Consider the following 19,620-nt stretch of genomic DNA (forward strand, 5'->3'; position numbering starts at 1 on the left):
TTATTATCATTATTGATATTCCTGATGAACTTTTATACTCACTGAATAATATTTCCTGTGTGATTCATCTTATAAAGAGGAGGTGTAGAAAAATGGGAAAAGACCGCCAAGAGAAAAAGCTAAAAGCAAGCAGAAGAGTGGAGTCAGACCGCGATCATGCCTTGCACTATAAGGGGTCCACGAAGCTGTCAGGTCCTGATGAGGCAAGAGGTTTAAATGATGGGAAGGACGATTACTAAAAGAAAAGCGGAAGCGCCTTGAGCAGGGGCGACAGGCATAAGACGAGCCGGCGAGAAGGCTGTTTTTTAGCCTTCTTGACGGATTGGCTTATGCCCCCGAGCCCCTAGGCGCTGCAGCCAGACAAGAAGAAAAGCTCCTGCAATTTGCAGGAGCTTTAAACTTGTCGCTGGCTGTATTGTTTAGTATCAATTCCTCTTTGGGTTAACCAATGATAAGTCTCTCCGGAAATAATCAAGGGAACACGTTTCAATTCCGAAATGGATTTTACCCCTAAGGCTGTCATAATAAGAGTAATCTCCATTAGCAGCTCCTGCATTTCATCCACTAATGCTTCTGTCCCTTTTTCTACAAGAATCCTCAGGAAATGACCAGCAATCCCAATCGCATCCGCTCCCAAGGCTATTCCTTTGACGATATCCAAACCGTTCATAAAACCGCCAGAGCCAAGGATGGAAATGTTGGAAATGGAAGAAGCTTCCGCAATAGAAACAGGAGTGGGTATGCCCCAATCAGTGAAAAAAGGAAGGGATTTCTCTCTGCGTTTATTTTCGATCTCCGCAAAGTTGGTTCCTCCGGCTCCCCCACAATCGGCAATTTGCACCCCTATCGAGAAAAGCATTTGAATCGTTTCACGGGACATACCAAAGCCCACCTCTTTTATGATCACTGGGACTTCTACACCGTTTACGATGGTTTCAATTCTTTTTAAGGCTCCGGAAAAGTCACGATCCCCCTCCGGCATGGTCAGCTCTTGGATTACATTTAAATGAATTTGCAGCGCATTGGCTTCAATCATTTCAATCGCATATTTTGCATCATCCAACTGTGCCTCACTGCCAAGATTGGCAATCAAAACGCCCTTCGGATTCTCTTTACGGGCCACTTCAAAGGTATAGCTTTGAGTTCGATCCTTAACAGCCGACATTTGTGAACCGACAGCCATCGCCAATTCAAGCTCACTTGCAGCAATGGCCAGTTCCTTATTAATCGAATAGGTTTTTTCACCGCCGCCGCCCGTCATTGCATTGATAAAAATAGGCGAACTTAAATAAAGTTCGCCTATTTTTTGATTTAATCGAACATCACTAATACCAATATTCGGTAAGCTTTGGTGAATAAATTTAATATCATCAAATGCTGAAGAACGCGTGTGCCCATTTTCAATAGCTAGGCGGATGTGATCCCATTTACGTTCCAATCTAGACACGTTTTATCACCATTATTTTCTCAGATTCTTTAACTTATCTCCAATCATTTCACCAAGCTGGAATCCTTTTGATTCTTCCGGAAGTTCATAATCGTAGGTTTCCTCAACCTCTTTTTCAAGAAGCTCCTTGATGCTCAAAGATAAGCGCTGCTCTGCTTCATTTGCATCTAAAACTTTAACGGATACCTCTTGTCCTTCCTTTAACACCTCATGAGGGGTACCGATATGTTTATGGGCAATCTGGGAGATATGAACAAGGCCTTCAACACCTGGGAATACCTCAACGAAAGCTCCATAAGAAACCAATCGCTTAACGGTTCCAGTTAACACACTGCCCTTTGGAGCTTTTTCTGAGATGTTTGACCACGGCCCAGGAAGTGTCTCTTTAATGGATAATGAGATTCTTTCGCTGCCCCGATCTACGCTTAGGACTTTTACATTAACCTTTTGGCCTTCATGTACAACATCAGTTGGTTTATTGACATGTTCGTGTGATAATTGGGAAATATGGACAAGTCCGTCAATTCCGCCGATATCAACAAAAGCACCAAAATCAGTCAACCTTTGAACTGTACCTTCAATGATATCCCCCGGCTGGATTGCATCAAGACGGGATAGTTTTTGCTTTGCCTTTTCCTGTTCAACAACAGCACGGTGGGAAAGGATTAAGCGATTTTTATCTTTATCAAGTTCGACAATTTTAAAAGTAATCGTTCTGCCCTTATAATCGCTAAAATCCTCGACAAAATATGTCTCAACAAGGGAAGCAGGGACAAAGCCGCGAACTCCAAGGTCGACAACTAGGCCGCCTTTCACTACATCTTTTACTTCAGTTTCAATAACCTCGCCGCTTTGGAATTTCTGCTCAAGACTTTCCCAAGCCTTGCCGGCGTCCACTTTTCTTTTTGAAAGAATTAATGCTTCTTCCTCAACCTTCATTACTTCAAGCTCTAGTTCATCGCCTTCTTTAACGGCATCTGAGGCTTTTTCAATATGCAGGCTTGATAATTCGCTGATTGGAATAATCCCATCAAGTTTGCTGCCTTGGATATTTACAAGCACCTGCTTTTCTTCTACTTTAGTAACTTGCCCGGTTACCTGGTCGCCAACTTCAAAGCTTTTCACTTCTACCTGATTTAATTCTTCAGACATATGTAATCCTCCTTAATCCATTGACTAGCAAAATCTATAATTATCTATAAATTCTGATTTGCCCAAAATTGAATCTCATTATTTAACTTCTTATAAATCATGTCTTTTGTCAAGCGGAAACCTATCGATCCTCTTTAATAAGTTTATGAATTTCAGCCATAATTAATTCAGTGGCTGCTTCCGCAGATGCCTTCGAAGTTCTAAGTTCGTCCATTTGAATAGGTTTACCATAAACTACCTTTAACTTTTGCAGGTTTTTGTAAGGACCAAGAATCGCACACGGAACAACAGCACAATTTGTTTTCAAGGCAAAAAAACCAGCACCGGCAAGACCCTTCCCTAATTCCCCAGTTTTACTTCTCGTTCCTTCTGGAAAAAGCCCAAGCACATGCCCATCCTTTAAGATGTTGATTCCTTTTCTTAGTGCTTCGCGATCACTCATTCCTCTTTTTACAGGAAAAGCGTTACATTTCCGCACGATGTTCCCCAAGACAGGGACTTGGAAGATTTCCTCTTTGGCCATAAAATAGACAGGTCTTTTCCCGGTAATCCCGACAATAATGGGGTCAAAATTATGAATATGATTGGAACAAAGAAGCACGCCGCCATCTTTTGGAATATTCTCCGCTCCAATCGTTTCAACTCGATACCATGGTTTAAAAATTGCGTTTACTACTGATCTGGCAAAGGTATAAAACGTCAACTCATCCAATCCTTTCGTGCACAAGAGCCATAATTTTATCGACTACTTCCGGAATAGTCAAAGAGGTGGTATCAATTTCGATGGCATCTTCGGCCTTTTTCAAAGGAGCTACTTCTCTTTCAGAGTCGATTTTATCTCTACGCGCAATTTCTTCTTTTAGTTTTTCCAAGTCTGATGGGAATCCCTTTTGAAGATTTTCATTATGGCGCCGCTCAGCTCTTTCGTCCACACTGGCGAGTAAAAAGACTTTTACCTCTGCATTCGGTAAAACATGGGTGCCAATGTCACGCCCATCCATGACAACACCGCCGCTTTTCGCAAACGATTGCTGTCTTCTCACCATTTCTTCCCTTACCCTTAGGTGTTTGGAAGGAATGGAAACCAAATTGGTTACTTCAGATGTGCGAATTTCGTTAGTAACATCCAGATTATCGAGTAAAACGATTTGCCCGTTATCAGAAGGCAGGAGTCCTATTTCTGTTTTGAGCAGCATTTCCACTAGGGAGTCTTCATCTTCAAGATCAAGATTGTTCGCAATTGCTTTATATGTCAACGCCCGATACATGGCACCTGTATCAATGTAAATATACGATAAGTTTTCTGCCACAATTTTTGCTACAGTGCTTTTACCGGCAGCAGCAGGACCGTCAATTGCGATGGATATTTTTCTATTCATAAATCCTCCTAATGAATATCTAAAGTTGTCTATATTTATTTTACCATAAGAGAATGGAATCCTTCCTTAATTTAATCCATTAAATCAAAAAAAGCAGGCAAGCCTGCTCTTTCCTTAATTTCCTTGAAAGGTCTGGAGTATTTCGGTGATGGAATTTTCGTTGACGCCTTCGTATTTGGTTATTTGCTGCAATTCCGGCAGCGTGTCAAGCTGATGAAGAAAAAATTGCGTTAGAAGTAAAAACAGAAACTGTATGATGATAATCTTCATTAAAATTTTTTCGATTTTCTCCAAATCCATTCACCCCGGTACCAAGTTATTCCTATTATGGGGGCTGATTCGTTATTTTATTCTCGGTAGTGTGCCAAAAGAGAAAGGAAAAGCATTAGCCTTTCCTTATAAAACACCTTCATACATATTTTCCGCATTTTTTAGTTTATCCACTTTTTCTTCCATACCTGTTTTTGCATTAATAAAAATGCGGTAAGTATCTTCTCCCATTGTTCCGAGAAATTCGTAACATAATACTTCCTCATTTAAATCATTGATGACTACAGCAAGCCGGTCCTCCATCACCTTTAGATTTGGATTCACTTTCTTTCTGGCATCTTCAAGTGTAATGGTTGGTTTATCTAAATTTCTTGTTTGAAAGGACTTTAAGTAATCCTCCGCAGAGACGCCGACAATATCGCCATTATCTAGAGCAACCTTAACCTTTACCGATTCCGGATAGATTCTGACCCCATTAGTAGTGGTGACAAAATTAAAGACACCAACATTATCATATTGAAAACTTTCAAAAGTTTCTAAGTCTTTAAAGCCGGTTTCTTTTAAAAAGGCAAGTGCTTTATTATTGGCATCATTCAAACTGATCGCCTGCTTATCGATCGGGCGGTTGTTCATAAACCAAATGGGATGGCCGGCTTTTTTTGTAATGTCCATACTAGCTTCCTGACCAGTTTTGTTATTCCTTACGGAAACACTGTAAAAGCCGTAGTCAGACCCTTTGCCATTTTTGGTGACCTTCACATCCGCATTGCCGTCAATTTTCATATATTTTTTCGCAATGTCAGCAGCCTCTTGCTTTGTAATGGATTTCCCTTTAATTTTTTTATAGTTTTCATCCTTTTTTTGCAGGTTTGTAAAGCTAAGCCCCTGAGCAGTTTCTTCATAGCCGCTGACGGTTTTCTCAACCGTTTTGAAACCGTCAATAATCGTGTTATCTGTATTTTCCTTACCTGAGGCCAGGGCAAGCTCAACATCCATCCAGCGCAAATTGTTCTTTAGTACCATATGCTGGACTTTTCTAAGCTCTGACTGGATTTGACCGGATTGCTTATAAAGGGATTTCAATGTTTCGTATTCCTGATCAGAAAGGGGCTCCTTATCCAAATCCCTGGCAGCAGTCCGATAGCTGAAGTTTCCGATATTCGCAAGAAATTCCTCTGTTTTATTAAATGGCAGCAGCGTCAATGGAAGCTGCCCAACATCGCTGTGAGCCTGTGACGTGAGTCTCCAGACTTCAATTAGCGACGGTGATAATGAACTTTTTGAGTTCATAGCAAGTGTTGTGCCAATTTTGTCATTTAAAAGGTCCATTCGATAAGTAAGATTATGGAACGCCCGTTGATAATTGTTTTCTGCATTTAATAACACCGCGTTTTTCTCTTGATGTTCCTGGTAACCCCAGTAGGCAGTACCCGCAATAGCTACCGCGAGAACGCCAATCAATATTCCTCTAATCAACTGTTTTCACCTCTATTTGCAAAAAATATGTTGGCCAATTTTTTTAATTTGCGGTCTTCCCCAAATCCATCCGCTCGTAGCCGTTGCCGGATTAAAATAATACAAGGCTTCGCCGGTAGGATCCCAGCCATTTATCGCATCGATCACTGCTTTCTTGGAAGTTTCATTCGGGGTCAGCCAAATCTGTCCATCGGCGACTGCCGTAAATGCTCCCGGTTCAAAGATAACTCCAGAAACCGTGTTTGGAAATGACGCACTTTGTACCCTGTTTAGAATAACTGCAGCAACTGCTACCTGGCCGATATATGGTTCACCTCTCGACTCCCCATGAACGGCATTGGCCATTAAGCGAATATCATTTTGCGAAAAACCGGCCGGAGTGTTTGCGGCGGTGGGTGCTTGCGGTTTTGCATTTGGTTTTGCCGCAGAATTATTGCCCGCCTTATAGTTTTTGCTCGCCTTCACGAGTTTCGCTTTTGTATCCGGTCCTGCCATCCCATCAATCGGCATCCCAAATTCATACTGGAAATTCCGTAATGCCCAATAGGTCCGCCAGCCGAAAACTCCATCCACCGTCCCTGTGAAAAAACCTAAATGTTTGAGCCTTTCTTGTAATTCAATGACATCGGCGCCGACCGCACCATGCTGGATTACCTGTCCCGAAAAAGCCTGAACCTGATTGGTTTTTACGAATGGTAATGGCGTTATTAAAAGGGATAAGATTAGCAGATTTATTAATATCGATTTCTTCAACATGGAACATTAACCCCCATTTGTAAATCTTTTTGCATTAATCCTATTTTTTGTTTAAATGGTGTTTTTATTCCAATTAAATAAAGAAAACTCGCCGATTGGCGAGCCTGTAAGGGCGGTTCATGAGGCGTAGTTGCACTTATACGTTAAGAAAGTATAAAATTTGGAGTAATTTTACACTTTCTTATTAGCTGAAAAAACCCAACATCAATGATGAAGGGTCTTTTCAAGTGAATATTGTTTTTTAAAATGGTTAGCACTTAACAATTTCGCTTTTTTCACTTTTCTAAGTCCAAACCACCATAGAAAGATCATGAAAGGAAAAATGATAAGCAGCCAATTTTCTAAAGATAGCAGGATTAAATCGTAGAAGCCGTGCAGAACAAATGGGAGTAGCAACGACAAAGCAAGCCATTTCGCTTTATTGCCTTCGGTAAACTTTGCCTTGCCAAAATAAAATCCCATTATAACCCCAAAGAGTGCATGACTGGAGACCGGGAGCAGCGCCCGGGTTATGGCATGTTCAATGCCGTTAGCAATAAGGTAAAAAATATTTTCAACGGTAGCAAAACCAAGGGAAACTGCCGCACCGTAGACAATTCCATCAAACGGTTCATCAAATTCAACATGTTGATAAATGGCATAAAAAACAATAAACCACTTAAAAAATTCCTCAAGAAAACCGGTACTGATAAATGCGTTAATCATGCTTGAATCAAGTAATTGCTCTGTCTTTAGGACATGCTGGATAAACATAATCGGAAATACCAACAGCGCACCATACAAAAATGTTCTAAGAACAAGGGGAATAGGCTCAGATTCATATTCATCTTTTAAATAAAAATAACTTAGCAAGGCCAAGCCGGGAGCGATCCCGGCAGATAAGATTCCCAGCATGATGAACCTCTTTTCAACTCCATTTTCTTAAGTCTAACATGGAAATGACGTAAGGAAAATGAAAGATTTATTCCAGCTTCCATTAATATTGAATATTTTCTAGTCCGCTTGCTAGCGAAACAGCAAGTTTAATTCTTGCCTTTTTGCAGTCATTATCGCTGCCAAGGATGACTCCCTTTTTATAAAGGTCATAGGCACTGCCCTCGTAATCATAGGTTGTATAAACAGAACCCTCTTCAGCGCTGGTGGTAACGACCATCTTAATTCCAGCTTTTATTGATAGTTCTATTTCTTCCATCATTTTAGGGGCTACCTGGCCGCGCCCTACCCCCTCGAGGATGATTCCTTTTACTCCAGCTTCTCTTGCGGCCTTAATAAATTTTCCATCGGCACCAATATAGCATTTAATGATCTCAACCTGGGGGATTGCTGTAAGAACCTTATAAAATTCCCGTTTTATAGGCTTTTGAAAAATATGAACCTGGTCGTTATCAATGATTCCTAGATAGCCAAATCCAAAGGAGTTAAACCCCTGAATATTGGATGCGTGTTCCTTTTTGACGTATCTTGCTGCAAAAATCCGCTCATTAAAAACGACAACTGCCCCGGCATCATGCAAATCTTTAGCACAAGCAGAATAGATGGCATGCCTGAGGTTAATGTAGACATCACTCCCCAAATCTTCTGGGGAACGCTGTGATCCGGTTACTACAACAGGACGGGAATCGGCAATTGTTAAATCAAGGAAGTAGGCTGTTTCTTCCATTGTATCTGTCCCGTGTGTGACGACCACTCCACAAACCGTATCATCTTTAAAATAGCCCTCAATTTTTGATTTTAATAAAAGTAAATCGTCAAAAGTAATATGAATACTAGCTTTTTGAAAGACAGATTCAACAATGACTTCAATATCATTTGGCAATTGGCACATAGCAGCCAGTTCTTCACCCGTTAAAGCACCAGATGCAAGTTTTCCAGAATCTTTATTTGGTTTACTTGCAATTGTACCGCCTGTAGTTAACAAAACAACCTTTTTCATAGTAATATCACCCTTTTGATTCTTTCTCTAAGATGGAACCTGCAATTTGTCCGCCATGAAATCTTCCATTTTCGATAAAGATTTCATTTGCATTGTTGCCTGCCGCTAGTACCCCTGCAATATAAATCCCTTCTACATTTGTTTCCATCGTTTCAGAGTTAAAAATCGGTCTTCCTGATTCTTGGTCGATTATCACTCCCATATTTTTAATGAATTGATGATCAGGGTGGTAGCCAGTCATGGCAAACACAAAGTCATTTTTTATGGTCTTTTCTTGGCCTTCTTTTACATAAATGACCTCATTTTCAGTTATTTCTTTGACATTTGCATTAAACTCCATATGGATGACTCCATTCCGGACCAAGGCTTCAAATTCCGGAAGAATCCATGGCTTGATACTTGGAGAATATTCATTTCCGCGATATAAAACAGTTACTCTTGCACCCGCCTTTACAAGCTCTATGGACGCATCTACACTGGAATTTTTTCCACCTATAACACAGACATCCTGGTCAAAATAGGGATGCGCTTCTTTAAAGTAATGAAACACTTTAGGCAGATCCTCACCAGGTACCTTCATAAAATTGGGGTTATCATAGTAGCCGGTGGCTATGACAACATGATTGGCACGATAAGTATCTTTTTCTGTTACAACTGTAAACAATTGATTGTCTTTTGTCACTTGCGTCACTTTTTCAAAGGGATTAATACGAAGCTTTTTTCTTTTTGCAACCTCTCTATAATAGACTAGAGCTTGATTTCTTTTTGGTTTATAATTTTCGGTTAGAAAAGCGACATCACCAATTTCTAATTTTTCACTTGTACTAAAAAAGGTTTGATGTGTTGGATAGTTATATAAAGAGTTTACAATATTGCCCTTTTCGATGATAAGCGGGCTTTTCCCTATTTCCTGTAAGGCGATCGCAGCCGCCATACCACACGGGCCACCGCCAATAATAATTACGTCTTCTATTTGCACAATGGAACACTCCTTAAAACATTCATGCATCTGTTTTAATATAATGAAAAAACTCCTACCTGTTAATGATAGGAGTTTTGAAGATATATTTCAATGGTAACAACTTAAATCCAGCCTCTGAAACGGCTTGCTTCAGCCATTTTTCTTACACCAACCATGTAAGCAGCAAGACGCATATCAACTCGGCGAGTTTGGGCTGTATCATATATATTGTTAAAGGATTTGACCATCACTTTTTCAAGCTTTTCTTCTACTTCTTCCTCAGACCAATAGTAACCCTGGTTATTTTGTACCCATTCAAAATATGAAACAGTTACTCCACCTGCAGAAGCTAATACGTCAGGTACAAGAAGAATTCCGCGCTCGGTTAAAATTTCTGTAGCTTCTAATGTGGTAGGTCCGTTTGCGGCCTCAACCACGATCCCGGCACGAATATTGTGGGCATTCTCTTCAGTAATTTGGTTTTCAATTGCTGCCGGAACGAGAATGTCACATTCCAATTCAAGCAGTTCCTTATTGGTAATTGTGTTATTGAATAGCTTTGTTACTGTTCCAAAACTGTCCCTTCGGTCGAGCAGGTAATCGATATCTAGTCCATTCGGATCATAAAGCGCACCATAGGCATCTGAAATCCCTACTACTTTAGCACCTGCATCATGCATGAATTTTGACAAGTAGCTGCCAGCGTTGCCGAAACCTTGGACAACGACTCTAGCTCCTTCGATATTGATGCCTCTCTTTTTCGCTGCCTCGCGGATACAAATGGTGACCCCTTTTGCTGTTGCCGACTCACGACCATGGGAACCGCCAAGTACAAGCGGTTTTCCAGTGATAAAACCAGGATTGTTAAATTCATCAATCCGGCTGTACTCGTCCATCATCCAGGCCATTATTTGCGAGTTTGTAAATACGTCTGGAGCAGGAATATCTTTTGTTGGGCCGACAATTTGGCTGATTGCCCTTACATATCCGCGGCTTAATCTTTCAAGCTCACGGAATGACATATCGCGCGGGTCACAGATAATCCCGCCTTTACCGCCGCCATATGGAAGATCAACGATTCCGCATTTTAAGCTCATCCAAATTGAAAGGGCTTTCACTTCTGTCTCTGTTACACCTGGATGGAAGCGGATTCCTCCCTTTGTTGGGCCTACTGCATCATTATGCTGCGCACGGTATCCAGTAAATATTTTTACAGATCCATCATCCATTCTAACTGGAATCTTGACTGTCATCATTCTTAGCGGCTCTTTTAAGAGCTCGTATACCTCTTCAGGGTAACCTAATTTTTCAAGGGCTTTATGTATAACGGTCTGTGTTGATTTTAACACATCGTGCTTACCCTCATGATTAGTCTTTTCATTACCTTTTTCGGTAGACATTTATAAACCTCCTAAGAAAATACTAAAACGATTAATGTCCGCTATCAGTCACAAGTATACACCTTTAGGCAATTAATGCAAGAACAAAAATCCACCTTTCCTTTTATATATTGTGATTATGCAAAGGCGGTCATTCGCATTTATTTACTATTTTAAAATAACAAATAGCATTGTAAAAAAACTTAAGGAGCGGTTTAACCCCCTCCTTATTAGATATGTGTATTATTCATTTGAAATAGTGGAGAAGGGTTTCGATCGCTGCGTGACCGACGATTAGTTTTCCATATTCTTTTAAGACATACGGACTTAATATGGATGCATTGCCAAACTCCGACATCAATGAGGCAGTAATAGAGTTCTGTTCGGTTTCTATTTTTGTCAGCAAAAGAAAGTAGCGGCTGCGATATACATATAGACTCCCACCATAAACACCTAATAAGGAAAGCCGTTTCGCGAGACCGATTATATCTTCTAATTCTTCAAATTCATATAAAAAGTCCTCACAGCCCCCTACTCTTACCTGCATTTCAATTAAACCATCATCCAATGCTTCCTCATCTTCCCGCGTATGGTCGACGGTTATAATCATTATAATTCCTTGAGCTTGAAGGGAGAAAATTTCAACCGCTACCGAACCCCTTATATCAACATCGAATTCTTCACTTGCCTCTTCAAGCATATCGTGAAATAGCTGATTCCATTTGCCGGATTCTTTCCAAATATCCTCCTTGGAAAGCCCTCTTTCAAACAAATCATCGGACGTTAAAATAATTTTTATTTTATTTGCTGCTAAGCGTTCTAAGCGCATGTTTTTGCCCCCTGCTAGACATCTCTTGTGTTAGATTATGAAAGCAGAGAGGCGGTTGTGAATTGTCTCCCCTAAATGAAAACTCGCCGATTGGCGAGTCCGATAGGACGGTTCATGAGGCGTAGTTGAATTTATGCGTTAAGAAAGTATAAAGTTTTCGACAGAAAGTTTATACTTTCTTATTAGCTAACTAAGGAGTATCGGTTCCGTTTCTAACAATAATCAAATGGCATTGTGCCGGGGCTCCCAATCTAAGGGGGATGGCAGTTGTTCCATAACCGTTGCTAATGAAAAGCACTGTTTGCTGAACTCTTTTTATTCCCCCTTTTTCTCCGGGACTGAATCCAAAAAGACGGATTTGACCACCGTGTGTATGTCCGCTTAAAATCAGCCGGATATTCTGCTTTGTCCCAACTTTCTTGATAATATCCGGGGAATGGCTGACCAAGATTTTAAAGTGATTGGCTTCTGTTCTGTCTAAGGCCAACTCAAGCCGGTCCCTTCCTAAAGTGACATCGTCAACTCCAAGTAAAAAAATCTTTTCGCCTTGGTTAGAATGCAGGCTGACGGCTGAGTTATCCAAGACATTTATGTCAGTTTCTAGAAACACCGTATGTAACTGATGCAAATTGGCCTCATAATCGTTATTTCCCCATACAAAATAAACGGGACCAATTTGTCTTAACTTCATTAAATTTGCCTTTACCTTTTGTAAAGGCACATCTCTTTCTGTCAAATCCCCGCCTACTACAACAAAATCAGCCTTCCCTATGGCCGTTTGAATGACCTTATCAGATATTGTCCGTTTATGAATATCGGAAATAAAAAAGATGGTCATTCTTCCAAACGTTTCAGGAAAATCCTGAAAAAGGAATTCATGCCGGACAACATCATTTAAAAAGGCCTCCCGCAGCATATATAAAAGCAGGCATAACCCAATGATGGGAACGATCAACAAGATACTTGGGATTAAACCCATATTCACATACCCCTTTAAAACTCTAAGATTCTAATGAAATGGTACCATAAACGATACTTAAACTAAAAAAAACAAGTGCCTGCTCCCAGCCAAATCGAAAAAGAATCGTGAATACGATAATCAGAAAAACCATTTCTATAATCTTCAAGAGAATATGCTTCTGCTGTGCACCTCTTAATTTATGTATGAAATCCTTGATAAGACCACCCGTAAGAAGGACACCAAGGAACAGGGCTAAGGAGGCAGCCAAAAACTCAAGCGGGTGTGCAATTAAAACAATAAAAAAATCAGCCAAAACAAATGGTTTCGGAATCCAAATCCATTTAATGAATAAATAGCCGAACAAGTAGATAAACAAAATCCTCCCTACTGCAAGCATGCAAAAAATCCCCCCCATAACAATGTATGAGAGGGATTGGTATTATTTCCACGATTAAGTATTTTTACACTTCTTCAATACTTAAAATACGAAAGCCATGTTCTTCAAGTTTTTTCGTAAATTTATCAATGTTATCTTTCTTTTCAATTTTCATGACTATTCTTCGAACCAGCTTATCTGTTTCGTCAAAGGTGACCAGCGAAATGATATGCTCGTGAAAATGATGGGCGATTTCCGACAAGCGAGCGATCCGTCCTTCCGTCTCAACTGATGTAAACGCAATCCTCACCCCGGGGCGATTGACTCCAAAAGCACTCTCAAAGAAGCTCAGAACATCTGAGCGAGTTATCACCCCTAGAAAATTACGATCCTCATCTACTACTGCAAGCAAAGGAAAATCTTTTAAATCAAGCATCGTCCTTTCAAATAGTTCCGCACCTTCTAAAAACATCTCTTGGTGGGTAGCAATGTCTTTCACACTCGTCGTTGTTAAATATTCTTCCTTTGGTTTATTGGAAAGAAAATAATTTTCATAAATCCCATATCTGGTCACTACACCGACATATTTATTACCTTGCAAAACAGGTAGGCCATCAATTTGCTGAGCTTCTAATCGATCCAAGGCTGCTTTAAGTGTTTCGTTTTCCTGTGCTGTAATACAGTCATGCTTTGGAATCATCATATTTTTTACGAACATTTTCCTATCACCTCTAAGGTTAATACTTCAACTACATTATAATTCTATGTCAGCGTTCGAAAACCTTTCATTTATTAAACTTTTATGTCATGTCATAAGAATATTATCATATGATTAACTGATGCTGAAATAAAGGGAGGGTTTCCATGAACACTCATCTCAAGACCTATCATCCGTATGTAAGTCCTTTCGACCCCTGTAAGCCGATGCTTGAAAAAAAATATTCCACACCGCCTCATTTATATATGGGTTTTCAACCGCCAAATCTCCCACAATTTTCTCCATTTGAGGCTCTTAAAGCAGGTACGCTTTGGAAAGATTTCTATGATCCCTGGTACGGCCCCAATGAAATTGCAGAAGGGGGTATCCCTTCATGAAGCAAGTTCCTGCCGAGTATTATCAATTGATGGAACAGCTCCAAGCCGTCGACTTTGTCCTGGTCGAGCTCACTTTGTATTTAGATACCCACAATGATGATCTTGAAGCGATAAACCAATTTAACCATTATGTAAAGGAAAGAAAGAGAATAAAAAAAGCCTTTGAAAGCCAATTTGGCCCCCTTCAGCAGTTTGGCAACAGCTACTCGGGCCATCCTTGGAATTGGGACGATTCACCTTGGCCTTGGCAAATTTAAAAGCGGAAGCGCCCGTTTAGCGGCGTATGGCCTCCTCGAAAAAGCTAACGCTTTTCCTTCGTGCGATGCATATGCTGCCGAAGCTTTCCTTGTGGAGCGCTTCGACTGAGATAAAGGAAACACGAAGAGCGATAGCGATTCGCTGTTGACTTATCGTAGGGAGAAGAGCGAAGGACACTAGCCGCTGGGCGCTGGAGCTGGATAGTGTAGATGTTCAAAGGGAGGGATAAAGGAAAATGTGGATATATGAAAAGAAACTGCAATATCCTGTCCGTGTCAGCACCTGCAACCCGATGTTAGCCAAATTTTTGATAGAACAATATGGCGGTGCAGATGGAGAGCTTGCTGCAGCGCTCCGATATTTGAACCAACGATATACGATTCCAGACAAAGTCATCGGACTTTTGACAGATATCGGAACGGAAGAGTTTGCTCACTTGGAAATGATTGCCACTATGGTCTACAAGCTCACAAAAGACGCTACTGTTGAACAAATGAAGGCAGCAGGGCTTGACGGGCACTATGCCGATCATGATAAAGCCCTATTTTACCATAATGCCGCAGGAATCCCTTTTACCACTCAGTATATCCAAGCTAAAGGTGACCCAATCGCCGACCTTTATGAAGATATTGCTGCAGAAGAGAAAGCACGGGCAACCTACCAATGGATTATCAATATGAGCGATGACCCCGACTTAAATGACGGTCTACGTTTCCTCCGGGAAAGAGAAATCATCCACTCGCAACGCTTCCGCGAAGCGGTCGAAATTTTAAAAGAAGAAAAAGGAAAGAAGAAGATTTTTTAATAAGGAAGAGGCAGAGATTCTGCTTCTTTATTTTTTTTCATGATATAGATTGATATCGTAATTTTTTTTCATCATTGCAAAAACGATATGGCGGTTTTTCCACTCTTCTTCCTTCTTCCAAAAATCTTTACTACGGTCAGCAATTTCAGCCCTCAATTCCTGGTATTCCTTCTCCTTCTTATCCTTTTGCTGCTTCAAAATATTCATTGAACCGTACCCAATGATCGTAATCGCCATTAAAAATATGATAACCGAATCATTTAACGAAGCAGAAAACATGGCAAAAAAGGAATAAGAATAATATTTCGCAATCGCAAAATAAAAATAACAAAAAAAGACGGCTGCCATTAAAAGAGTCGAATAGATAGAAAGATAATGTAACTTTTCTGCTTTATCAAATTTTTCCTTCTTTTTCCGGACATTTTCTAGAACCTGCTTGGTCGCTTCATCCGTATACTCAAGCTCCCTAATGGGAGAATCCATATCCATCCCTCCATTTCTCCATTAATAAATATGAACTTGTCCGCAAACTTATGATTTAAAAAACAAAAAAACCGACCTAAAAACGATCGGTTAGTTGCTAATTGGGATTTTCAATACCTGACCAACATAGATTTCTTCATTGGACATGTTGTTTGCTTTTTTTATAATGTCCATCCCTTTTTGAGATTTATAATACTTCATCGAAATACTAAATAATGTTTCTTGCTGCTGAACCTTATGACGAATGATCGTCTGTTGTACTGGGTCACTTTTACTTGTATCCGTTTGTGTTGGTTGATTCTGAGTCTGCACTGGTGCATTATTGCTGGCAGCCCCTTGAGGTGAAACAGGACTTTCCGTGGACACATTTTTTTCCGTATTGGCAGTCGGCTGTTCTTCGGCTGGCGGAGTTAATGAGGTGCCCGCTTCTACACTTTCCGGATTATCAGCTCCATCGGCATTTACGGATTGTTCTTCCTCCACTTTATCAGTCTCTTCTGAAGTTGATTTTTTTAGGTTAATAGTTTCATAGCCAACAGGATCCGTTGAAGCTTTCTTAGAGCCATTTATTTGTTTTCCATCAAGATAAGAAATAACACTGAAAATAATCATAGGAAGAAGAATAAAGAATAATACCAGAATCCGAATAACCGGATATTTTATTTTCCATTTTACCTTTTTCTTTTTTTCCCGATGGACCAGTTCCCTTGGAGGCAATTCATCGTTCACTTCGATATTTTCATTCACCTTTTGTATTCGTTGTTTTAATCTTTCGGCTTGCTCTCTATATGGTTCTTCTCTATTCATGAAGCCCTCCCCCTCCTTGCTGATCATCTGCCGAAGAATGTTTATACTTTATAAAAATACCTAATAAGAAATCGATTATAAAATGCATCATAATGGTAACAGCCAGATTATTTGTCGATTCATAGACTGCCCCAATAACAAAACTAAGCGTGATAATGTTGATAAATAAAAACACATTAAACAGGTAGCGGTAATGGATTACCGCAAAGATAAGACTAGCCAAAATAAGCCCGACTTTCGTTTGGATGATCCCTCTAAATAATAATTCCTCGCTAAAGGAAACAAACGCGGCAATAATAAAAATATGGAATATATTTCTTTTCCGGAAAATCCGTTCATTTAAGCCGCCATCATCATAAAAAGATGCAGGCAGCCATTTCATTAGGATTAAGTCAATGATGACAACCGCTATCCCCAATGGCACGCCTATGGAAATAATCTTAACGTCACTTACATCGATTATTTTCAAAAAAGAGAAATGGTCAAATAGGAGCAATCCTAAAATGAGTGAGATCACAAGCAATATGACCTGTGTCATATATAAGTGAAAAAGTAAATCTTTATCAGTTAAGCTGCTAATTAGTTCATTATATTTCTTTTTCATTCCCTCAACTCGCTATTAAGTAATAATCCGGCTAGGTATTCCTTCCATTCAATTTTCCCTAAATGATTCTCCTTCATTTTATGGGAGGCTGAATAGTTTTTTTCGTCAATTCCGCAAATATCACAGCATTGCTCAATTTTACTTGTCACCTGTTCCTCAAAATAATTCAAAAGGAATTCGCGCCGGCACCGATTTGACAAAACCCATTGTAACATTTGGTAAATATTTTTTTTCTTCATTGTTATGCGTTCATTAACAAATCCTTTAATTCTTGCTTTGCCGTCAAGAAGAGAACTTTTTTCTTTGGCTTCTTTCCGGAGAAGATTCTCCACTAATCTCCACTGAACCTCAGAAAACCCTCCTCTTTCCTGGGTGCCTTGATTGAATTGAAGTGCATCGCCTTTTATTCCGTGTCCAATTTCCAATTCATGAAACAGCCAGTCAATTTGCTGTTCCGACGGGAGTTCGCTTTCAGCAAGCTGAAAAGGCAGCTGTTCATCTCCAGGTGAATATAAAAGATAGGCGATACTCGGCAGACCATCGCGTCCTGCCCGGCCAATTTCCTGAAGATACGACTCGATTTGCATCGGCATATGAAAATGAATAATAAATCTGATATTATCCTTATTCACTCCCATCCCGAATGCACTTGTGGCACAAATAACATCTAGCTGGTTATGAATAAATTGTTGCTGGATTAATATTCTTGTATCCTGATCCAATCCCCCGTGGTAAGCACTTGCGTTGCAAATATTCTTTTCCTCTAGCAATAAAGCCATTTGTTCGGCCATTTTTTTGCTTGAAAAGTAAATAATACCAGGTTTTTCAAGCTTTGCAGCAAGCTCCAAAACCCGGTCTGTCTTTTTCTGATACTCTTCTATTTCCTCGATCCATATGGCTATATTAGGACGGTCAATTGTCGATTCCACTTTTACAGCATCCTCTATGCCTAATGATTGGATAATATCCTTCCGGACCTTTCTTGTAGCGGTGGCGGTCAGAGCTAGTGTAAGGGGGCACCCTAAGCTTTTCCTTATTTCACCCAATTTGGAGTAATCCGGCCGAAAATCATACCCCCATTGAGAAATACAATGCGCTTCATCCACTACAAATAAGCAGATGGCAAGGTTCCGAAGCTTTTGTAAGATGAAAGAGGACTGAAGCATCTCCGGTGATATAAAGATAAACTTATAGTCGTGCAGCCGGTCTAGAACATAATTTTTTTCCTCCAAAGAAAGAAAGGAGTTTAAAGCAATAACCCTTTTCTCACCCAAACGACCTAATTGTTCCACTTGATCTTGCATAAGGGATAGAAGCGGGGAAACGATTAATATCGATCCCTCAAAAACATAACCAGGAAGCTGGTAGCATAGGGATTTGCCCGTTCCGGTCGGGAGCATGGCCAGGGTATGCTGTCCATTTAAGATAGCTGAAATGGCTTCCTTTTGCCCTGTTTTAAATGATAAATAGCCAAAATGCTTTTTTAAAAGATTTTCTAATTCCATTGCCGGTCACCATACTTCGCCAACACTAACCTGATTTGAAAATAACTGGCACGGCTGACTTTTTCCCTTATTAATTTTAATTGCTTTGTGGCGGCTTGATTAGCAATTTGCAAAATTTCCAGCTGTAATTCTCTATCAACAAAAGCATCGATTGAAAACCGGTCTATTTGCAGCGCAAATTCCACTAAATGATCTTCGATTGTGCTTGTTTTTAAATTTCTGTTTTTGGCTATCATCTCTATCGAATATCCCTGCGATAGCAATTTCCATGTTTTTCGCGCGGTAATGGTTAATTCATCCCCATGCTCCAAGCCCTTTAGTAGATGGGTTAATATCGGAAAATTAACCCATCTAGTTTCTATTTTTTCAATCAAATAATGCAGTGTATTAGTAAATGTAAGATGATATTCGTACACATTAACATTCATTTTTTTGGATGCTTGTTGAGCGGTTAATCCTATTTGCCGGAATCCAGTTAAACGGAAGACAATCATAGACGGATCAATTTCCTGCCCATCTTCGAAGCATTCGTTCAATTCTTCATATAATTTTTCGCCAATTTCGTTTCTTGAGAGATGGCTTTCTTTAAGAACAGCTTTAACCCAGATAAGAACCTTCTTATTTTTTTGAATCGGTATATAGCTTGGTTCCTGATTAATGAGGTTAGAGACTACTTGAACTAATAAAGAGAGCCGTTCCCAAAATATAGTGGTCATTTGGTGATAACGCCAGCCATTGAGAAAGATTGGAATACCGATATTTTTCAAGCGCTGCTCTCCTGAAGAACTGAGCAGGTATTTTTGCTCACCTTGCTCAATAATCCACCCGTTGTCCCTCATACAATGAATTATGGCTTCAAAGGAGTCTCTTGTCAGCGGTTCAAGCACTCCAAATAATCTTTTTAACGAATATAAATGAATATCCTGAATGGTTTGCGACGATTTCTTTCCTTTTAAAATGTGGTAAACAGAATAAATAGTTCTTTCGTTATTAATTTTTTTCAAACAATAAAGAATAACTGATTCTACCCATTCCATTTTAGACTCACCACTTATCCTGATTCGACAAAAACAGTTAAATTTTATTATATTTTAACATGAAACAGGTATTGTGTTGTCCAAAAATGTGGAAGTTTAAGAAATAA

24 protein-coding genes are annotated in these 19,620 nt (G+C 39.9%); 4 read left to right on the forward strand and 20 right to left on the reverse strand.

Features of this window, described 5'->3' with window-relative positions; genetic code table 11:
- Positions 1 to 92 precede the first annotated feature (92 nt).
- Positions 93 to 239 (forward strand): YpzI family protein, encoded by a 147-nt coding sequence (locus tag ACFPA1_RS14775; protein ID WP_378583942.1) that lies wholly within the window; start codon positions 93 to 95, stop codon positions 237 to 239.
- A 155-nt stretch (positions 240 to 394) separates the two neighbouring features.
- Here ACFPA1_RS14775 and fni read toward each other — a convergent pair whose 3' ends face one another.
- The 15 genes from fni to ACFPA1_RS14850 form a co-directional block, all read right to left on the reverse strand.
- A complete protein-coding gene (gene fni, locus ACFPA1_RS14780; RefSeq protein ID WP_213145017.1) occupies positions 395 to 1,447 on the reverse strand; it encodes a type 2 isopentenyl-diphosphate Delta-isomerase in 1,053 nt (350 codons plus the stop codon).
- A gap of 12 nt (positions 1,448 to 1,459) precedes the next feature.
- The gene (rpsA, locus tag ACFPA1_RS14785; protein ID WP_378583946.1) at positions 1,460 to 2,599 is read right to left on the reverse strand and encodes a 30S ribosomal protein S1; all 1,140 of its coding nucleotides are present in this window, start codon (positions 2,597 to 2,599) and stop codon (positions 1,460 to 1,462) included.
- 121 nt (positions 2,600 to 2,720) lie between these two features.
- Complete coding sequence (locus ACFPA1_RS14790; RefSeq protein WP_213145015.1) at positions 2,721 to 3,302, reverse strand: lysophospholipid acyltransferase family protein; 582 nt, start codon at positions 3,300 to 3,302, stop codon at positions 2,721 to 2,723.
- A 1-nt stretch (position 3,303) separates the two neighbouring features.
- On the reverse strand, positions 3,304 to 3,978 hold the full coding sequence (gene cmk / locus ACFPA1_RS14795) for a (d)CMP kinase (protein ID WP_213145014.1): 675 nt from the start codon (positions 3,976 to 3,978) through the stop codon (positions 3,304 to 3,306).
- Between the two features lie 114 nt (positions 3,979 to 4,092).
- A complete protein-coding gene (locus ACFPA1_RS14800; RefSeq protein ID WP_213145013.1) occupies positions 4,093 to 4,272 on the reverse strand; it encodes a DUF5359 family protein in 180 nt (59 codons plus the stop codon).
- A 102-nt stretch (positions 4,273 to 4,374) separates the two neighbouring features.
- The gene (ypeB, locus tag ACFPA1_RS14805; protein ID WP_378583949.1) at positions 4,375 to 5,724 is read right to left on the reverse strand and encodes a germination protein YpeB; all 1,350 of its coding nucleotides are present in this window, start codon (positions 5,722 to 5,724) and stop codon (positions 4,375 to 4,377) included.
- Positions 5,725 to 5,736: 12 nt separating this feature from the next.
- A complete protein-coding gene (gene sleB, locus ACFPA1_RS14810; RefSeq protein ID WP_213145011.1) occupies positions 5,737 to 6,480 on the reverse strand; it encodes a spore cortex-lytic enzyme in 744 nt (247 codons plus the stop codon).
- A 204-nt stretch (positions 6,481 to 6,684) separates the two neighbouring features.
- Positions 6,685 to 7,374 (reverse strand): glutamic-type intramembrane protease PrsW, encoded by a 690-nt coding sequence (prsW, locus tag ACFPA1_RS14815; RefSeq protein ID WP_213145010.1) that lies wholly within the window; start codon positions 7,372 to 7,374, stop codon positions 6,685 to 6,687.
- 82 nt (positions 7,375 to 7,456) lie between these two features.
- Entirely contained in the window at positions 7,457 to 8,413 is a 957-nt protein-coding gene (locus ACFPA1_RS14820; protein WP_213145009.1) for an asparaginase, read from the reverse strand.
- Between the two features lie 7 nt (positions 8,414 to 8,420).
- Entirely contained in the window at positions 8,421 to 9,422 is a 1,002-nt protein-coding gene (locus ACFPA1_RS14825; RefSeq protein ID WP_277398389.1) for a YpdA family putative bacillithiol disulfide reductase, read from the reverse strand.
- Positions 9,423 to 9,496: 74 nt separating this feature from the next.
- A complete protein-coding gene (locus ACFPA1_RS14830; protein WP_213120339.1) occupies positions 9,497 to 10,774 on the reverse strand; it encodes a Glu/Leu/Phe/Val family dehydrogenase in 1,278 nt (425 codons plus the stop codon).
- A 226-nt stretch (positions 10,775 to 11,000) separates the two neighbouring features.
- A complete protein-coding gene (locus tag ACFPA1_RS14835) occupies positions 11,001 to 11,582 on the reverse strand; it encodes an adaptor protein MecA (RefSeq protein WP_378583955.1) in 582 nt (193 codons plus the stop codon).
- A gap of 190 nt (positions 11,583 to 11,772) precedes the next feature.
- Positions 11,773 to 12,561: a metallophosphoesterase gene (locus ACFPA1_RS14840; RefSeq protein ID WP_378583957.1), complete on the reverse strand. Its 789-nt coding sequence runs from the start codon at positions 12,559 to 12,561 to the stop codon at positions 11,773 to 11,775.
- Between the two features lie 22 nt (positions 12,562 to 12,583).
- Complete coding sequence (locus tag ACFPA1_RS14845; protein WP_378583959.1) at positions 12,584 to 12,940, reverse strand: hypothetical protein; 357 nt, start codon at positions 12,938 to 12,940, stop codon at positions 12,584 to 12,586.
- Positions 12,941 to 13,004: 64 nt separating this feature from the next.
- On the reverse strand, positions 13,005 to 13,637 hold the full coding sequence (locus ACFPA1_RS14850; RefSeq protein WP_213145004.1) for a CBS domain-containing protein: 633 nt from the start codon (positions 13,635 to 13,637) through the stop codon (positions 13,005 to 13,007).
- A gap of 146 nt (positions 13,638 to 13,783) precedes the next feature.
- On the opposite strand from ACFPA1_RS14850, the gene ACFPA1_RS14855 reads away from it, so the two are divergent.
- The 3 genes from ACFPA1_RS14855 to ACFPA1_RS14865 all read left to right on the forward strand — a co-directional run bounded on the left by ACFPA1_RS14855 (position 13,784) and on the right by ACFPA1_RS14865 (position 15,077).
- Positions 13,784 to 14,014, forward strand: a complete 231-nt coding sequence (locus ACFPA1_RS14855) for a spore coat associated protein CotJA (RefSeq protein WP_213120335.1) — start codon at positions 13,784 to 13,786, stop codon at positions 14,012 to 14,014.
- Positions 14,011 to 14,271: a spore coat protein CotJB gene (locus ACFPA1_RS14860; RefSeq protein WP_213120334.1), complete on the forward strand. Its 261-nt coding sequence runs from the start codon at positions 14,011 to 14,013 to the stop codon at positions 14,269 to 14,271. The genes ACFPA1_RS14855 and ACFPA1_RS14860 overlap by 4 nt, the downstream gene beginning before the upstream one ends.
- A 236-nt stretch (positions 14,272 to 14,507) precedes the next feature.
- Positions 14,508 to 15,077, forward strand: coding sequence for a manganese catalase family protein (locus ACFPA1_RS14865; RefSeq protein WP_213145002.1), 570 nt, complete (start codon positions 14,508 to 14,510; stop codon positions 15,075 to 15,077).
- 27 nt (positions 15,078 to 15,104) lie between these two features.
- Here ACFPA1_RS14865 and ACFPA1_RS14870 read toward each other — a convergent pair whose 3' ends face one another.
- From ACFPA1_RS14870 to ACFPA1_RS14890, 5 genes are all read right to left on the reverse strand, one after another.
- Entirely contained in the window at positions 15,105 to 15,560 is a 456-nt protein-coding gene (locus ACFPA1_RS14870; protein ID WP_213145001.1) for a DUF2663 family protein, read from the reverse strand.
- 90 nt (positions 15,561 to 15,650) lie between these two features.
- Positions 15,651 to 16,367, reverse strand: coding sequence for a LysM peptidoglycan-binding domain-containing protein (locus ACFPA1_RS14875; RefSeq protein ID WP_378583964.1), 717 nt, complete (start codon positions 16,365 to 16,367; stop codon positions 15,651 to 15,653).
- Positions 16,360 to 16,971, reverse strand: coding sequence for a CPBP family intramembrane glutamic endopeptidase (locus tag ACFPA1_RS14880; protein WP_378583967.1), 612 nt, complete (start codon positions 16,969 to 16,971; stop codon positions 16,360 to 16,362). The genes ACFPA1_RS14875 and ACFPA1_RS14880 overlap by 8 nt, the downstream gene beginning before the upstream one ends.
- Positions 16,968 to 18,476 (reverse strand): RecQ family ATP-dependent DNA helicase, encoded by a 1,509-nt coding sequence (locus ACFPA1_RS14885; RefSeq protein WP_378583969.1) that lies wholly within the window; start codon positions 18,474 to 18,476, stop codon positions 16,968 to 16,970. Before ACFPA1_RS14885 ends, ACFPA1_RS14880 begins: the two co-directional genes overlap by 4 nt.
- Complete coding sequence (locus ACFPA1_RS14890; protein ID WP_378583972.1) at positions 18,467 to 19,513, reverse strand: helix-turn-helix domain-containing protein; 1,047 nt, start codon at positions 19,511 to 19,513, stop codon at positions 18,467 to 18,469. The genes ACFPA1_RS14885 and ACFPA1_RS14890 overlap by 10 nt, the downstream gene beginning before the upstream one ends.
- Positions 19,514 to 19,620: the final 107 nt, after the last annotated feature.

The organism is Neobacillus sp. GCM10023253 (assembly GCF_042653105.1).
Taxonomy (GTDB): Bacteria; Bacillota; Bacilli; order Bacillales; family Cytobacillaceae; genus Neobacillus; species Neobacillus citreus.

Coding starts and splice junctions, on each gene's coding strand:
- ACFPA1_RS14875 (WP_378583964.1), bottom strand. CDS start 16,367: ATGAATAGAGAAGAACCATATAGAGAGCAAGCCGAAAGATTAAAACAA.
- ACFPA1_RS14775 (WP_378583942.1), top strand. CDS start 93: ATGGGAAAAGACCGCCAAGAGAAAAAGCTAAAAGCAAGCAGAAGAGTG.
- ACFPA1_RS14830 (WP_213120339.1), bottom strand. CDS start 10,774: ATGTCTACCGAAAAAGGTAATGAAAAGACTAATCATGAGGGTAAGCAC.
- ACFPA1_RS14845 (WP_378583959.1), bottom strand. CDS start 12,940: ATGCTTGCAGTAGGGAGGATTTTGTTTATCTACTTGTTCGGCTATTTA.
- sleB (WP_213145011.1), bottom strand. CDS start 6,480: ATGTTGAAGAAATCGATATTAATAAATCTGCTAATCTTATCCCTTTTA.
- ACFPA1_RS14840 (WP_378583957.1), bottom strand. CDS start 12,561: ATGGGTTTAATCCCAAGTATCTTGTTGATCGTTCCCATCATTGGGTTA.
- ACFPA1_RS14825 (WP_277398389.1), bottom strand. CDS start 9,422: ATGCATGAATGTTTTAAGGAGTGTTCCATTGTGCAAATAGAAGACGTA.
- rpsA (WP_378583946.1), bottom strand. CDS start 2,599: ATGTCTGAAGAATTAAATCAGGTAGAAGTGAAAAGCTTTGAAGTTGGC.
- ACFPA1_RS14850 (WP_213145004.1), bottom strand. CDS start 13,637: ATGTTCGTAAAAAATATGATGATTCCAAAGCATGACTGTATTACAGCA.
- ACFPA1_RS14865 (WP_213145002.1), top strand. CDS start 14,508: ATGTGGATATATGAAAAGAAACTGCAATATCCTGTCCGTGTCAGCACC.
- ACFPA1_RS14860 (WP_213120334.1), top strand. CDS start 14,011: ATGAAGCAAGTTCCTGCCGAGTATTATCAATTGATGGAACAGCTCCAA.
- ACFPA1_RS14855 (WP_213120335.1), top strand. CDS start 13,784: ATGAACACTCATCTCAAGACCTATCATCCGTATGTAAGTCCTTTCGAC.
- ACFPA1_RS14870 (WP_213145001.1), bottom strand. CDS start 15,560: ATGGATTCTCCCATTAGGGAGCTTGAGTATACGGATGAAGCGACCAAG.
- ACFPA1_RS14890 (WP_378583972.1), bottom strand. CDS start 19,513: ATGGAATGGGTAGAATCAGTTATTCTTTATTGTTTGAAAAAAATTAAT.
- prsW (WP_213145010.1), bottom strand. CDS start 7,374: ATGCTGGGAATCTTATCTGCCGGGATCGCTCCCGGCTTGGCCTTGCTA.
- ACFPA1_RS14880 (WP_378583967.1), bottom strand. CDS start 16,971: ATGAAAAAGAAATATAATGAACTAATTAGCAGCTTAACTGATAAAGAT.
- ACFPA1_RS14820 (WP_213145009.1), bottom strand. CDS start 8,413: ATGAAAAAGGTTGTTTTGTTAACTACAGGCGGTACAATTGCAAGTAAA.
- cmk (WP_213145014.1), bottom strand. CDS start 3,978: ATGAATAGAAAAATATCCATCGCAATTGACGGTCCTGCTGCTGCCGGT.
- ACFPA1_RS14835 (WP_378583955.1), bottom strand. CDS start 11,582: ATGCGCTTAGAACGCTTAGCAGCAAATAAAATAAAAATTATTTTAACG.
- ACFPA1_RS14885 (WP_378583969.1), bottom strand. CDS start 18,476: ATGGAATTAGAAAATCTTTTAAAAAAGCATTTTGGCTATTTATCATTT.